Source organism: Paenibacillus apis (genome assembly GCF_018333295.1).
In the GTDB taxonomy this organism is placed as follows: domain Bacteria; phylum Bacillota; class Bacilli; order Paenibacillales; family Paenibacillaceae; genus Fontibacillus; species Fontibacillus antibioticophila.
Map to the genome: position 1 here is coordinate 1 of NZ_BORS01000034.1, position 15493 is coordinate 15493.

At 49.6% G+C, this 15493-nt stretch carries 12 protein-coding genes and 1 rRNA gene; 12 read left to right on the plus strand and 1 reads right to left on the minus strand.

Going from position 1 to position 15493, the window contains the following annotated elements; genetic code table 11:
• The 12 genes from rrf to pssA form a co-directional block, all read left to right on the plus strand.
• A 5S ribosomal RNA gene (rrf, locus tag KI362_RS24815) occupies window positions 1-92 on the plus strand; the annotation flags it as partial.
• Window positions 93-988: 896 nt separating this feature from the next.
• The gene (locus tag KI362_RS24820) at window positions 989-1447 is read left to right on the plus strand and encodes a CtsR family transcriptional regulator (protein WP_301630937.1); all 459 of its coding nucleotides are present in this window, start codon (window positions 989-991) and stop codon (window positions 1445-1447) included.
• A 49-nt stretch (window positions 1448-1496) separates the two neighbouring features.
• Entirely contained in the window at window positions 1497-2027 is a 531-nt protein-coding gene (locus KI362_RS24825; protein ID WP_301630938.1) for a UvrB/UvrC motif-containing protein, read from the plus strand.
• Between the two features lie 12 nt (window positions 2028-2039).
• Window positions 2040-3098: a protein arginine kinase gene (locus KI362_RS24830; RefSeq protein ID WP_301630939.1), complete on the plus strand. Its 1059-nt coding sequence runs from the start codon at window positions 2040-2042 to the stop codon at window positions 3096-3098.
• Window positions 3099-3130: 32 nt separating this feature from the next.
• On the plus strand, window positions 3131-5575 hold the full coding sequence (clpC, locus tag KI362_RS24835) for an ATP-dependent protease ATP-binding subunit ClpC (RefSeq protein ID WP_212944414.1): 2445 nt from the start codon (window positions 3131-3133) through the stop codon (window positions 5573-5575).
• 195 nt (window positions 5576-5770) lie between these two features.
• Window positions 5771-6472, plus strand: coding sequence for a response regulator transcription factor (locus KI362_RS24840; protein ID WP_301630940.1), 702 nt, complete (start codon window positions 5771-5773; stop codon window positions 6470-6472).
• Between the two features lie 18 nt (window positions 6473-6490).
• Entirely contained in the window at window positions 6491-7732 is a 1242-nt protein-coding gene (locus tag KI362_RS24845; protein ID WP_212944406.1) for a sensor histidine kinase, read from the plus strand.
• A 1043-nt stretch (window positions 7733-8775) separates the two neighbouring features.
• Window positions 8776-10170: an MBOAT family O-acyltransferase gene (locus tag KI362_RS24850; RefSeq protein ID WP_301630941.1), complete on the plus strand. Its 1395-nt coding sequence runs from the start codon at window positions 8776-8778 to the stop codon at window positions 10168-10170.
• Window positions 10171-10186: 16 nt separating this feature from the next.
• Window positions 10187-11422: a DHHW family protein gene (locus tag KI362_RS24855; RefSeq protein WP_301630942.1), complete on the plus strand. Its 1236-nt coding sequence runs from the start codon at window positions 10187-10189 to the stop codon at window positions 11420-11422.
• A gap of 234 nt (window positions 11423-11656) precedes the next feature.
• Window positions 11657-13024 carry a DNA repair protein RadA gene (radA, locus tag KI362_RS24860; RefSeq protein ID WP_301630943.1) on the plus strand — a complete coding sequence of 456 codons (1368 nt, stop codon included), beginning with the start codon at window positions 11657-11659 and terminating at the stop codon, window positions 13022-13024.
• 13 nt (window positions 13025-13037) lie between these two features.
• Window positions 13038-14114, plus strand: a complete 1077-nt coding sequence (gene disA / locus KI362_RS24865) for a DNA integrity scanning diadenylate cyclase DisA (RefSeq protein ID WP_212943372.1) — start codon at window positions 13038-13040, stop codon at window positions 14112-14114.
• Window positions 14115-14162: 48 nt separating this feature from the next.
• Window positions 14163-14894, plus strand: coding sequence for a CDP-diacylglycerol--serine O-phosphatidyltransferase (gene pssA, locus KI362_RS24870; protein ID WP_301630944.1), 732 nt, complete (start codon window positions 14163-14165; stop codon window positions 14892-14894).
• Between the two features lie 28 nt (window positions 14895-14922).
• Here pssA and KI362_RS24875 read toward each other — a convergent pair whose 3' ends face one another.
• The gene (locus KI362_RS24875; protein ID WP_301630945.1) at window positions 14923-15348 is read right to left on the minus strand and encodes a hypothetical protein; all 426 of its coding nucleotides are present in this window, start codon (window positions 15346-15348) and stop codon (window positions 14923-14925) included.
• Window positions 15349-15493: the final 145 nt, after the last annotated feature.

Consider the following 15493-nt stretch of genomic DNA (forward strand, 5'->3'; position numbering starts at 1 on the left):
CACGCGTACCCATCCCGAACACGACCGTTAAGCCCTCCAGCGCCGATGGTACTTGGACCGAAGGGTCCTGGGAGAGTAGGACGCCGCCAAGCAACACAAAGAGCACTGCCGATCACTCGGTGGTGCTCTTTGCTTTCTCTTTTCTTTTTCTTGGGGCCAAAGAAACGGAAAAATTTACACGCTCCACAATTGAGTTGGGTCTTGGGGATCTTGATGCTGCTGAGAATGTACAAATCCTGTTATTCACCTGCTGATAGGCGAAAGAACTTCCGCCCGCTTGGCAGCAAAGTCGGGATCGCCGTGCTGAAGTAATATTGAACTTTATGGGGCTAAAGTTGATGCACCGGCAGTAGATGCAATACACTACTGGAAGACATACGAGTCTTTGTTTCTCAGCATGTTCTTGAACATGACTAGTCAGTATACGATGTGTCCAAACCACATACGAGTAACCCAAAGCTATTGTTTTCTGACAGGCCAATTTGTTCAGGGGAAAGTACTTGGTATAACGGACATTACGTCTCCTTAAAGGCCACTATGGATGAAGCCGGAAATGTAACGGACATTTTGGCAGCTAAGATAGGTGAGTTGTGTGAATTAGAGCTGTTTGAGCATCCTAAATGCCGAAAATGTCCGTTACCCTCTAAAAATGTGTGAAAAAGTCGGCTAATAGTTCAAAATGTCCGTTAGAAGGTCCAAGATACTCTGTTAGCAAGTCCAAAGATACTCCGTTAGTTAGCAAGTCCAAAACATCCATTAGCATAGCCCAAAACATCATTAGAGGTTTTCTCGTCTCTTCGGCTGGTATAGAATAATTTACGTCTATAGCGCCCAAACTGAATTTATCGAGGATACGATATCCCCTTGGCAAAATAACGATTTATGTTATAATGTATATAAAGTCAAAGAAAGTCAAAGTCAACAAACCGATTCAACTCGATTCAAATCAACTCAAACAAAGGGTCCAAAGGGTTATGGAGGGTAAGTGATGCGCAATATTTCCGATATTATCGAAAAATATCTCAAGGGCATCCTGCAGGACAGCCCCGAGGGGATCATTGAAATTCAGCGCAATGATTTGGCTGAGCAATTTTCCTGCGTGCCATCACAAATTAATTATGTGATCAGTACAAGATTTACCCTGGAGAAAGGCTATCTGGTCGAGAGCAAGCGGGGCGGCGGCGGCTATGTCAGAATCCGCCGTATTGAACTGCCGGGACCGACCACGCTCCACACACATCTGCATCAAACCATCGGTGAAGAGATGGGGCAGTCCGCAGCGGAGGGGTTAATTTATCAGTTAGTGGAGGCTCGCTTCCTGACCACCCGTGAGGCGGCCCTCATGCAGGCGGCTGTATCCCGCGAGGTACTGATGGTGAAGCTGCCGTACCGGGATCAGATCCGGGCGAGAATGATGAAGGCGATGCTCATTTCGTTGCTCAGCTAAGAGTTAGAGCGGTAATCCAGGTCAATCCAGACAAGGAGGGATATTGATCATGCAATGCCAAGAATGCGGCAAACGCCCGGCTACTCTGCACTTCACTAAAATTGTGAATGGAGAGAAGACGGAGTTTCATATTTGTGAAGCTTGTGCCAGGGAAAAGGGAGAACTGATTCCGGGAACATCCGGTGGTTTCTCCATCCATAATCTGTTATCGGGACTGATGGAATTTCATCCCGGCTTTCAAGGGCAATCGGCACAGACCAAGCCATCCGAGCCGCTTCGTTGTGAGGAATGCGGTCTGACCTATGCTCAGTTCAGCAAAATTGGACGTTTTGGCTGTAGTTCATGCTATAAATATTTTAACAACCGATTGGATCCGCTCTTCAAAAGAGTACACGGCAATACCGTCCATGTAGGCAAGGTTCCGAAGCGGGTAGGCGCTCACATCCAGGCTGAACGCAAGATCGAAGACCTTCGCCGGGAATTGCAGGACAAAATCGTACAGGAAGAGTTCGAAGAAGCTGCAGCGCTTCGGGATCAGATTCGGGAGCTTGAAAAGAAATTATCCGCAGAATCAAATTAGGAGGAAGGCGCGATGACTAGTCTGCGATTTACAGAGCAGCCGCTCAGCGAGTGGATGAGCCGGGGCGGCAACGAGTCGGAAATTGTAATGAGTACGCGAGTACGCATCGCCCGCAACTTGATTCACCATCCATTTCCGATGCTGTCCACCAATCAACAGTCGGAGGAGATTCTTAGCCTGATGAAGGACGTGCTTGCCGACGAAGAGCTGAAGCAATTTGGCAAGCTGATTCCTGTCTCAATGAACGAGTTGGAGGAACTGGATAAGCAGATTCTGGTGGAGAAGCACCTGATCAGTCCCAGCCTGGCGAATGAATCGCGAAATGGCGCTGCATTTATCAGCGAGGACGAAAGTCTTAGCGTGATGGTGAACGAAGAGGACCATCTGCGAATTCAATGTTTATATCCGGGGCTCCAAGTACAGGAAGCATGGGAGAAGGCCGCACGAGTGGACGATATTTTTGAAAAGCATGTGGATTATGCCTTCGATGCCAACCGCGGATTCCTCACAAGCTGTCCGACCAATGTCGGCACCGGTCTTCGGGCTTCTGTCATGATGCATTTACCGGCGCTCGTATTGACCCAGCAGATCAACCTTATTTTGTCGGCTGTATCTCAGGTTGGACTTACCGTACGCGGCATCTATGGTGAGGGCAGCGATGCAATCGGGAACTTGTTTCAAATCTCAAATCAGATTACACTGGGACAAAGCGAAGCGGAAATCATTGAGAATTTGTACGGAGTTGTCCTGCAAATCATCGAGCATGAGAAGAACGCGCGCGAGAAGCTTCTCCATGAGTCCAGACTTCGGATGACGGACCGGGTGATGAGATCATACGGGATTCTGTCCCATGCAGCTATTATCGATTCCAAGGAAGCTGCTCAGCGGCTGTCCGATGTACGGCTTGGCGTAGATATTGGCCTTATTGAGTCTCTCCCCGCTCAGGTTATTAACGAGCTGAATGTCATGACCCAGCCGGGGTACCTGCGGAAGCAATTTGGAGAGAATCTTTCTCCAGGCGAACGTGATATGTACCGGGCGAAGCTGATTCGGGAAAAAATGGGTAATTAACGGAATAGATTCTTATTGGAGGTGTATGTAGGATGATGTTTGGAAGATTTACAGAACGTGCGCAGAAGGTGCTCGCACTGGCTCAAGAGGAAGCAGTCAGACTGGGGCATAATAATATTGGAACCGAGCATATTTTGCTTGGACTGATTCGGGAAGGCGAAGGAATCGCGGCCAAGGCTCTGATCGGTCTTGGACTCGGGCTTGAGAAGATTCAGGATGAAGTGGAAACCTTGATCGGACGGGGGCAAGAGCAGCCGACGAACATTGCCTATACACCGCGTGCCAAGAAGGTTATAGAGCTGTCGATGGATGAAGCGCGGAAGCTGGGACATACCTATGTTGGAACCGAGCATATCCTGCTTGGCCTGATTCGCGAAGGCGAGGGCGTTGCCGCACGGGTTCTGAATAACCTGGGCATTAGCCTGAACAAAGCCCGTCAGCAAGTTCTGCAGCTGCTGGGAAGCAGCGAGGCGGTATCCAGTCATCACGGAGCTCCGGCCAATGTGAATACTCCGACGCTGGACGGCTTGGCTCGCGACCTTACCGCTTCGGCGAAGGAAGGCAATCTGGATCCGGTCATTGGCCGCAGCAAGGAAATCGAGCGGGTTATCCAGGTACTTAGCCGCCGGACGAAGAACAATCCGGTTCTGATCGGGGAGCCGGGCGTCGGGAAGACGGCCATTGCAGAAGGGCTTGCCCAGAAAATTATCAACAATGAAATTCCGGAGACACTTCGCGACAAGCGGGTAATGACCCTTGATATGGGCTCCGTTGTCGCCGGCACGAAATATCGTGGTGAGTTCGAGGATCGTCTGAAGAAGATCATGGATGAGATTCGTCAGGCAGGCAACATTATCCTGTTCATCGACGAGCTTCATACCTTGATTGGGGCAGGCGGGGCCGAAGGAGCCATCGATGCTTCCAACATCCTGAAGCCTGCATTGGCTCGGGGCGAGCTCCAGTGCATTGGTGCGACAACGCTGGATGAATACCGCAAATATATTGAGAAGGATGCCGCATTGGAACGCCGGTTCCAGCCGATTAACGTTGACCAGCCTTCCGTTGAGGAAGCCATCCAGATTCTGCATGGGCTTCGGGACCGTTATGAAGCTCACCACCGCGTAAAAATTACGGACGAAGCGATTGAGCAGGCGGTGAAGCTGTCGGATCGCTACATTCAGGATCGTTTCTTGCCGGATAAGGCGATCGACCTGATCGATGAAGCGGGCTCCAAGGTAAGGCTGAACTCTTACACCGTACCGCCTAACCTCAAGCAGCTTGAGAGCCGTCTGGAGGATATCCGCAAGGAGAAGGACGCTGCCGTTCAGAGTCAGGAATTCGAGAAAGCAGCGGCCCTGCGGGATACGGAACAGAAGATTCGCGAAGAGCTTGATATAACCAAGAACCAATGGAAAGAAAAGCAAGGACGGACCGATTCCGAAGTAACACCGGAGGATATCGCACAGGTGGTTGCCAGCTGGACGGGAATTCCGGTCAATAAGCTGAAGGAAGAAGAGACCGAGCGCTTGCTCAATATGGAGTCTATCCTGCATGAGCGTGTGATCGGCCAGGATGAGGCCGTCAAAGCGGTTAGCCGGGCTATCCGCCGGGCTCGCGCAGGTCTTAAGGATCCGAAGCGGCCGATGGGCTCCTTCATCTTCCTCGGTCCGACCGGGGTCGGGAAGACGGAGCTGGCTCGCGCACTTGCGGAATCCATGTTCGGCGATGAAAATGCCGTGGTTCGAATCGACATGTCGGAATACATGGAGAAGCACTCTACTGCCCGTCTGGTCGGGGCTCCTCCGGGATATGTAGGCTATGAGGAAGGCGGCCAACTGACCGAGAAGGTGCGCCGCAAGCCTTATTCCGTAGTGCTCCTTGATGAGATCGAGAAGGCTCACCCTGAAGTCTTCAATATCCTTCTCCAGGTTCTGGAGGACGGCCGATTGACAGACTCCAAGGGGCGTGTCGTGGACTTCCGAAATACGCTGATTATCCTGACCTCCAACGTCGGAGCCGATGCGATCAAGAAGAACTCGCGACTTGGGTTTACAGCCATTGAGGATGCCGGTGCCGATTATGACAACATGAAGGGTAAAGTGATGGAAGAACTCAAGAAGAGCTTCCGTCCGGAATTCCTCAACCGGATCGATGAAATCATTGTCTTCCACTCGCTGGAGCAAAAGCACATCGCCGAGATTGTTACGCTCATGTCCGAGGAACTCCGCAAGCGCCTGAGAGAATACGATGTGGACTTTACGCTGACGGATAAAGCGAAGGAGTTCCTGGCCAAGGAAGGCTTCGATCCCGCTTATGGAGCACGTCCGCTTCGCCGGGCAATTCAGAAGCATATCGAAGACCGGTTATCGGAAGAGCTGCTGACAGGAAACGTGAAAAAGGGCGATTCCTTGACCATCGATGAAGAGAACGGTGTTCTGACGGTAGCAGCTACGGGAACTTACACTCGAAACGCCTGATGAATATCAGAATTTGTATGCAATAACGAAAAGAGCGAATGAACAAAAGTTGGACGGAAAACCTTGCGTTTTCTCGCCCAACTTTTTGTTTTGAGGACTTGCCTGATAAGCCCTCTTCCCCGGTTAAGAAAGGCAACAGGAGGAATCCGGGCCTCCTTTGCCGAACTTACATACCTGTCAAGGAGGTACGTCGAAGTGAAGGAAACGATTTTACTAGTGGATGATGAGAAAGAAATTATTAGGCTGATGGAGATTTATCTGCGTAATGAAGGTTATGACCTGTTGACTGCATCCGATGGGCTGGAGGCGCTGGAGCTTCTTGAATCGCATCCGGTTCATCTGATCATTCTGGATGTCATGATGCCGAGGCTGGATGGCTTGGAGGCCTGCATGCGGATTCGTGAAGAACGCGATACGCCTATCATTATGCTGTCAGCCAAGAGTGAGGATATGGATAAAATCTCCGGTCTGAGCATAGGGGCGGATGATTATGTCACCAAGCCGTTCAATCCATTGGAGCTGCTCGCCCGGGTAAAGTCACAGCTTCGGAGGTATAATCGATATATCAATAACACCTCCCAGGCTCCTGCCCCGGATGAAATTGTGATCGATGATCTGGTGATTCATACGGCCATGCATAAAGTGACAGTCGACCAACGGGAGATCAAATTAACCCCGCGAGAATTCGAGGTTCTCAAGCTGCTGGCACTCCATCGCGGGATTGTGCTGAGCATGGACAAAATCTATGAGGAAGTATGGAAGGAACCCTATATAGAGTCGAAAAATACGGTCATGGTCCATATCCGCAGACTCCGGGAAAAGATTGAGCTGGATCCGCAGAATCCCCGATACATAAAGACGGTGTGGGGAATCGGTTATAAAATAGAAGCCCAATAAGAAAGCAAGGTATTCATGATGAGCTTGAAACGACTAATTTCACTAAGAGTAAAATTTTTAGGGTCCGCGATCGTCAGTCTGCTGCTTTCCGTCGCCGTCATGTATTTATGCCATCAATTGGCCGCCTATATCCTGACGCTCCCTAATACGACGTTTTGGTCTCCCATTCGAAAGATCGTTCGCGGGATCATCCAGCAATGGGGCTCCATTCCTGCGATGATCGTTGCAGGTACAGGAATCTTTATCCTGACGTATTGGATGCTGACAAGGGGAACCATGCGGTATTTAAAAGAGCTGGATCAAGCCTTGACAGAGGTCGGACTCGGGCGCATGGATGTAAAGATCCCCCTGCGGACCTCTGATGAGCTTGGTCATTTGGCGCAGCATTTAAACGCAGCAGTGGAGGGGCTTAATGTCTCCATTCAAGAGATCACGAACGGTCTTGGCGAAATGGCGGAGGGGAATCTGGATCGGAAGATCCCGGCCCAAGCGGGGGAACTGGCCAAGATTGCAGATAGCATTAATCATATGGCGGACCGGCTGAATCAGTCTATCGAAGAGGAGCGCCTGGCGGAGAGATCCAAGAATGATCTGATCACCGGTGTCTCCCACGATCTCCGGACCCCGCTCACGTCCATTCTGGGCTTTCTGGAGGTTATCGAAGAGGATCGTTACAAAGACGAGACAGAGCTGCGTTACTATGTGAACATCGCTTATGAGAAGGCGAAGGACCTGAAGAAGCTGATCGATCAGCTTTTCGAATATACACGGATTCAGAACGGCCTGCCTTTACAAAAGTCCGAGCTTGACCTGAACGGATTTCTGGGTCAGCTGGCGGAGGAATTTGTCCCGATACTGGACAGCTCCGGCATGCTATGCCGTGTGTCCGCGCGCCAGGAGAATGCAATCATCCATGCAGACGGGGATTTGCTGGTACGTGCATTTGAGAATCTATTGAGCAATGCCATTCAATATGGCGCCGATGGTAAATTTATCGATATTGAAATTTCTATCGAAGAGTCTTGGGCTCGTGTGAAATTCATTAACTATGGCAAAGAAATTCCTTCGTCGAGTCTGCCGCATTTGTTTGACCGCTTCTATCGGGTGGACAGCTCCCGTTCCAGGGCGAGCGGAGGCACCGGGTTGGGGCTGGCGATTGCCAAGAGCATTATCGACGTCCATCAGGGCCAAGTGTCCGTTACGAGCAGCCCGCAAAGCACGGCCTTCGAGGTTTTGCTTCCGCTGGCAACGGAAAAATAGAAGGGGCAAGTTGGTATGGGGCAACGTGTGAAGTATGCTTACGAACGCTGACGCTTCTTCAACATACTTCACATTTATGCCCTTCCCACTTCGCCATTGCGGTTTAACTGCAATGCAGTTTGCACATGCCGTGCTGAAAGGTGCAATGAATTTTGCACATGCTGTACCTAATTGCATAGCAATAACTGCACTGCTATTAACTCACCTCCCTGCGGTATGCAAGCAGGAGACACACCCAGCTTTGAGCTAAGCGCGAATGGAAGCTTGCGCTATTGCTTATGCACGACGTCAATGACCTACCGAGCCTAAAGTTGCGCCTCCCCCTCCCGATGTTTTGGTCTTACACCGAAACTTTGCCTGTCCTATCCGTACTGAAGCTTTTCTCCGAAATTAACTTGTCTCACCGGCCTTCCACTCTTGCTCTGACATTTTCTTGTCCTGCTTGATCAGCCTCAACTGGTCGCGCTCCAGTGAAATTTCTTACCTTAAATTCTTCATTTGACGCTCGAACCCACTTTTAGTGAAAAAACTTACCTTAGATCGCCAGTAACTAGCCAAACCCGTGTTTTAGTCAACTTTAAGTACAAAAATTTCACTATATACGCATTTCTATTATTCCCACTGAATTTAAGGTAACTTTTTTCACTGGATGAGTACGATCCATATTTTCAAGCGGTCCACTAATCACCGTCATGATGCGAAACACCGCGCGCTGCAAGCTGCGCTCGGTGCGAAGTGTGCTGTAGAAGCGTCAGTGTTCGCCTTTGCGAGTGGATTCCTGCAATTACAGATTTTATTTAATCAAAGGAATTCGCGAGCAACAGCGATCGAAAGCAACCTTCACATGTTGCCTTCAGCACGCAGCATGATTAGCAAGGGCCTATGGGACAGGTCCGCCTGCCTCGGTTAGCTCGAATAGAAAGATAAGAAAATGGTAAGCATTTGTTAAGAACTGCTGTATGGATTATTAACTTTCCTTTTCTATACTTCTCTTCGGAAGCTCTGATAGAGAGAAGGGAGTTGCACACATGGTTTTCTCAAGCATGATTTTTTTATACCTCTTTTTGCCTGTTCTGCTCGCGGCTTATTTTTTATTCAAAAGGCCCGCTCATCGGATATGGATTTTGATCGGATTCTCTTATCTGTTTTATGCATGGGGGGAGCCGGTCTGGGTCATCTTGCTGCTTGTTGCGTCCCTGTTAGGCTATTTATTTGCTCTCGGCATCGAGCGGACAAGAGGAACCTCGCTGTCCAAATTCTTGTTCATCACAGCTATTGCAGTCAACATCGGACTTCTGTGCTTTTTTAAGTACACCGGATTTCTGATGGAGACCCTGAACACGCTGCTGCCCTTTCAGCTCCCCGTTCCGGATATAAAGCTGCCTATCGGCATTTCCTTCTTCACCTTTGAATTAATCTGTTATCTCACAGATGTCTACAAGGGAGTCATCGAGGCTCCGCGGTCGCCGAAAAAGGTCCTGTTCTACGTCTCTTTCTTCCCGCATTTAGTGGCCGGGCCGATCATTCGCTATCGGGATATCGAAGAGCAGATCGAACGCCCGCAGGTCACCCTGGCCGGCTTCAGTGGAGGGGTCTCCCGCTTTGTATACGGACTTGGGAAAAAGGTGCTGCTGGCCAACCTCTTGGGAGAATCGGCCAATCTCCTGCTACATGCGGACGAAGCCTCCGTCACTGTATTGGGGATGTGGTTCGGCATTCTGCTTTTCGCTTTGCAGATTTATTTTGATTTCTCGGGGTATTCGGATATGGCGATCGGCTTGGGTAAAATGTTCGGATTCAACCTTCGGGAGAACTTCAACTACCCTTATATCTCCAAGTCTGCGGGGGAGTTCTGGCGGAGATGGAACATGTCTCTGGGGGGATTCTTCCGTGATTATGTCTATATTCCTCTGGGAGGCAATCAAAGAAACATGGTGCGGAACCTGTTCGTTGTCTGGTTTCTGACCGGCATCTGGCATGGAGCCAGCTGGAACTTCATTATTTGGGGGCTTTATTTCGGCGCGCTAATCTATATTGAAAGACAGTTTCTGGGTAAATGGCTGGAAAAGCTGCCTGCTCTATTTGCCCATATATATGCCGTGCTGATTATTCTGGTCGGATGGGTCTGGTTCTACTTTACGGATCTGTCTGAAGCGATCCATGCCCTGCTGACCATGTTTGGCCTTAATCATAAAGCCATTCTCAATGTAGAATTGGGATTCTATGTGCGTGACAATTTGATCCTGGTTGTTGCAGCTCTGATTCTTTCAACACCGCTGCTTCTAACAGGCGCACAGTGGTTTGCCAAGGGGTTTCCAAGGCTGGGAAGGGGAATTACGCTTGCCGGTGCTCCGGTCCTTCAAGTCCTTATTCTCTTACTCTGTACAGTCTTGCTTGTCGGCAGTTCTTATAATCCCTTTTTATACTATCGTTTCTGATAAATGGAGGAGCAGTATGAATTTACGATATAAAATAAATACGGTCTTATTTCTGGTTATGATTTTTGGTTATGGGATCATCAGTCTGATTCATGCCTACACGGATAGTGGAAGTGTCTCCTCCCTTGAGCAGCGGGCCCTGAGAGAGCTCCCTGCTTTTTCTTGGGAGAGTCTGGCGACAGGCGCCTTCATTCAGGATTTCAATCAATATTTCAATGATCATCTTCCCCTCCGCACTTCCATGGCTAAGACAGGCGCACTTATTATGACGTGGAAAGGACTGCCTGACGAGGAGGCGATCCTGGTTCAGCAAGGAGGAGACAATACCGCATTTAGATTGACAGATAATAACAATATGGAGCAACTGGTGGAAGAAAGCCAGGATACGCAATATTTAATTTATAAAGAGCAGGCTTATACACTGTTTAAGTATTCGAAGGCCGCTGCCGAGATGTATGCCGAAACGCTGAACCGCTTTCGCTCCAAGGTTGAGTCCGCAGCCCGCGTCTATTCCATGCTGGTCCCGACATCCTCCGAATTTATTGATCATGATCAATATAGCCGGCTCTCGGATTCCCAGAAGGAGGCGTTCGAACATATAAATGAATTGCTATCCCCCGAAATTCAACAGATTGATGCTTACAGGGTGCTGGATGAGCATAAGGGAGAGGACATCTATTTTCGTACAGATCATCACTGGACTGCTTTGGGCGCCTATTATGCCTATAGCGAATTCATGAAGACCATTGGAGAAGAAGCGATACCGCTGAGCACCTTCACACAGGGGGAAATCGAAGGATTCCTGGGCTCGTCTTATAAGGCAACGTTAAACTACAAGTTGAAGTCCCTTCCGGATGTGATTACTTATTATCAGCCGGAAGATACCTACAGCTACACCAGGCATTATTCGAATGGCAAGGAAGTTGCAGGTAAAGCAGTTGATCCGGCATATGCCAAGGAGGATATCGGCCTGTACTCCGTCTTCCTTGGGGGAGATTTACCTTGGGGAGAAATTCAGACCGAGCAGCGTAATGGCAAGAGCATCGTTGTGATCAAAGACTCGTATGCCAATGCGTTCATTCCGTATCTGATCCCGCATTTTGAGTCTGTTTATTATATCGATCCCAGGTTTTATACAGGCAGCCTGACTGCCTTTGTAGAGGAGCATCACGTTACGGACGTGCTATTTCTAAATAACTCTACGGTCGCCCGTACCAAGGGAATCGCCGAGCTGATTGATCAGTTGATGTGAAAGTTCAAATAATATCGTGGATTTTCTACAAAAATCAACGCGTTTTACCGATGTAATAGAATAAAAGCAGCTTGCAAAGCTTAGCTTTGTAGCTGCTTTTTTTGTTCCATAACCTCTCCGTTTCTGCCGGAGATGCTTCCCGTTGAAATGAAACAATGGTAAACTTTGAATGATACCTTATACCGCTGTCTGCATGGTTTTACAAATTTTGCAGTGTGTGAAAAGGAGAGGTAAATGGTTAAAGTAAAAACAAAGTTCTATTGCACGGAATGCGGGTATGAGACGCCCAAATGGTATGGCAAATGCCCCGGCTGCGGGTCATGGAATACCATGGTGGAGGAGACGGAGAAGGTCGTTAAGACTCAGGGTCTCACTTCGGGGATTTTTCATACGAAAGAAAAGCCGCTTCCGATCATAAATATAGAAAGTGGTCAAGAGCCGCGAATTCAGACGGGGATTGCCGAGCTTAACCGGGTATTGGGCGGAGGCGTAGTTCCAGGCTCCCTTATTCTGGTCGGCGGAGATCCTGGGATCGGCAAGTCGACATTGCTGCTGCAGACCTCTCATGAAATGGCCCGGGCAGGCTTGAGGGTTCTCTATATTTCCGGAGAGGAATCCACCCGGCAGACGAAGCTTCGCGCGGAGCGTCTGGGCGCGCTCTCGGCGGAACTGTACGTTCTGTGCGAGAGCAGCATGGACAATATCGAGGAGGCCATTGATCAGATCAAGCCGGATTTCCTTGTCATTGACTCCATCCAGACCGTCTATCTGGCAGAGGTTACAAGTGCGCCCGGGAGCGTATCCCAGGTGCGGGAATGCACCGCACGCTTCATGCGGATTGCCAAGGGCCAGGGCATTGCTACGGTTCTCGTAGGCCATGTGACCAAGGAAGGCGCCATTGCGGGGCCGCGGATGCTGGAGCATATGGTCGATTGCGTTCTCTATTTTGAAGGGGAACGCCATCATTCCTATCGGCTGCTGCGGGCGGTCAAGAACCGCTTTGGTTCAACGAATGAGATCGGGATCTTTGAGATGAATGAGGCAGGTCTTACCGAAGTAGCCAATCCCTCCGAGCTGTTCCTCTCGGAACGGCCGCTTGGAGTGGCGGGATCAACGGTCGTCGCCAGTATGGAGGGCACGCGCCCGATGCTGGTTGAATTGCAGGCGCTGATTGCCTCTACGCATTTTCCTTCACCGAGAAGAATGGCAACCGGAGTGGACCATAACCGCATGAATCTGATCATTGCCGTGCTGGAGAAGCGGATGGGCATGTTCCTTCAGAATCAGGACGCCTATGTGAATCTTGCCGGCGGGGTCAAGCTGGATGAGCCGGCTGTCGATCTGGCTATGGCAGTGAGCATTGCTTCCAGCTTCCGGGATCTGTCAACCAAGCCGTATGACGTCATCTTCGGCGAGGTGGGCCTGACCGGCGAAGTCCGGGCGGTGTCCCGGGCGGAGCAGCGGGTCAAGGAGGCGGCAAAGCTTGGCTTCAAGCGGGTAATCCTTCCCGAGAAGAGCATGAAGGGCTGGAAAGGCCCCAAGGATATTCAATTAATCGGTGTTAATACCGTTGCAGATGCGCTAGCTGTTGCGTTAGATTAGGGGGCACTAGATAATGAAGGAAACTACCCAAGCGGAAAAAATGAATGATTTGCTCAGGCTTGTGGCACCGGGAACGGCATTTCGCGACGGCCTTGAGAACGTGCTTCGCGCGAAGACGGGAGGGCTGATCGTTGTCGGATACAGCCCTGAAGTGATGGAGGTCGTCGAGGGCGGCTTCTCCATCAATTGTGATTTCACACCGAACTATCTGTACGAACTGGCCAAGATGGACGGTGCGATTATTCTGAGCGAAGACTTGAAACGGATTCTTTATGCCAATACCCAGCTTATTCCCGATTCATCCATTGCCTCCTCAGAGACAGGAATTCGGCACCGTACCGCGGAGCGGGTTGCGAAGCAGACCGGCAAGCTTGTGGTCTCGATCTCGCAAAGACGGAATATTATTACGCTGTACCAGGGCGGCCTCAGATACGCACTGAAGGAGATCGGCGTAATTCTGACGAAGGCGAATCAGGCAATTCAGACCTTGGAGAAATACAGAGCCGTATTGAACCAGACATTGACCAACCTGTCTGCCTCGGAATTTGAAGAGCTTGTTACGATTCCGGAGGTTATTAACGTGATTCAGCGGGTCGAGATGGTGATTCGCATCAAAATGGAGATCAAGCGCTTTATTAACGAGCTTGGCACCGAGGGACGCCTGATCAGCATGCAGATGGAGGAATTGGTCAGTAACATGGAAGAAGAGGCCTGGCTGTTGTATAAGGACTACGCAAAGGACGGCAGTGATGAGGCGATCCGCGAGATTATCGGAGGATTGAAGCGATCAACCGATGACGAGCTGCTGGACGACAATCATATTACCCGTCTGCTTGGCTATCCGTCATCAGCGACGACTTCCGAGGAATTGATCTCTCCAAGAGGATACCGCATCCTGAACAAGATTCCCCGCCTTCCGAATGTGATTATCCATAATCTTGTTGAAAGATTTGATGAGCTTCCCCATGTGCTTACAGCTTCCATCGAAGAACTGGATGAAGTGGACGGCATCGGTGAAGTGAGAGCCCGCGCGATCAAGGAAGGGCTGAAGCGGCTTCAAGAGCAGGTGTTCATTGACAGGCAAATCTAAATTCCCTACAATCAAGTGATGTTACCTGAATATCTATGAGGTGAAAAGATGATTACAAAATCAATTCCGAACTTGTTTACCCTTGGTAACTTGTTTCTCGGAATGCTGGCCATGATGCTGGCTCTTGACGGCAGGTACAGCCTTGCTGCCATCATGGTAATTGTCGCTATGCTGCTGGACGGCCTGGATGGACGTGTCGCCAGAGCCTTGAATTGTTCGAGCGAATTCGGCAAACAGCTTGATTCCTTATCAGACGTCATTTCATTTGGCGTAGCACCGGCACTCATTATGTATCTGATTTCATTTCAGAGTCTGCCCCAAACCGGATTAGTATGGGTGGTTACGGCGCTGTTTCCGATGTGCGGAGCCTTGAGACTTGCACGATTCAACGTTCATAAAGGAATCCCGGGATATTTCATTGGACTGCCGATTCCCGCCGCAGGCGGTGTAGTCGCTACGCTTTCCTTATTCAGCAAAGATATTTCCGCACTTTATTTGATGATTTCTATGATCTTGTTGTCTTACTTGATGGTCAGCTCCGTGAAATATCCGAACTTCAAAAAAGTGGGCTTACCCAAGAAGGCGCTTATCTTTACTCCTTTTGTAGTCCTTCTGGCCGTGATGATCGCGGTGATCTTTCCCGAACAGATTTCCAAGCTGATTTTTGTGCCGCTGGTGCTCTATGCAGGGTACGGCTTGAGGCAGAATGTCCGAAAGCTGCTGCGCCGCAAACGCCGGGTGGAAGAAGACCCCGAACGAATCTACAAGCCGAAGCGTTAATAAATGCAATCAAAAAAGGACTGTTCAATCAGTCCCCCAAATAAAAAGTTGGGCGAGAAAACGTAAGAGTCCGTTTTCCGTCCAACTTTTTACGTCTACTCATTTTAATGCTTTTTTGCACTAAATTCACCGTACGAGCGCCTGCACCAGCAATTTTAGTGCCTTTCTGCACTAAATTCACCGTACGAGCGCCTGAACCAGCAATTTTAATGCCTTTCTGCACTAAATTCGCCGTATGAGCTCCCACGCCAGCAATTTTAATGCCTTTCTGCACTAAATTCACCGTATGAGCTCCCACGCTAGCAATTATATTGCTTTTCTGCACTAAATTTACCGTACGAGCGCCTGCACCAGCAATTTTAATGCCTTTCTGCACTAAATTCGCCGTATGAGCTCCCGCGCTAGTAATTATAATGCCTTTCTGCACTAAATTCGCCGTATGAGCTCCACGCAAGTAATTTTAATGCTTTTCCTCCAAGGCCCCCTAATTAAACTGGAGTCTCCCTGCCCAATAATTTAAACTTAGGACAAAGGGAGATGATCGGTATGGGAAAAAGGCTGAATGAAGAAAAACGTTTACAAGTTGTGAAAGAAGCGAT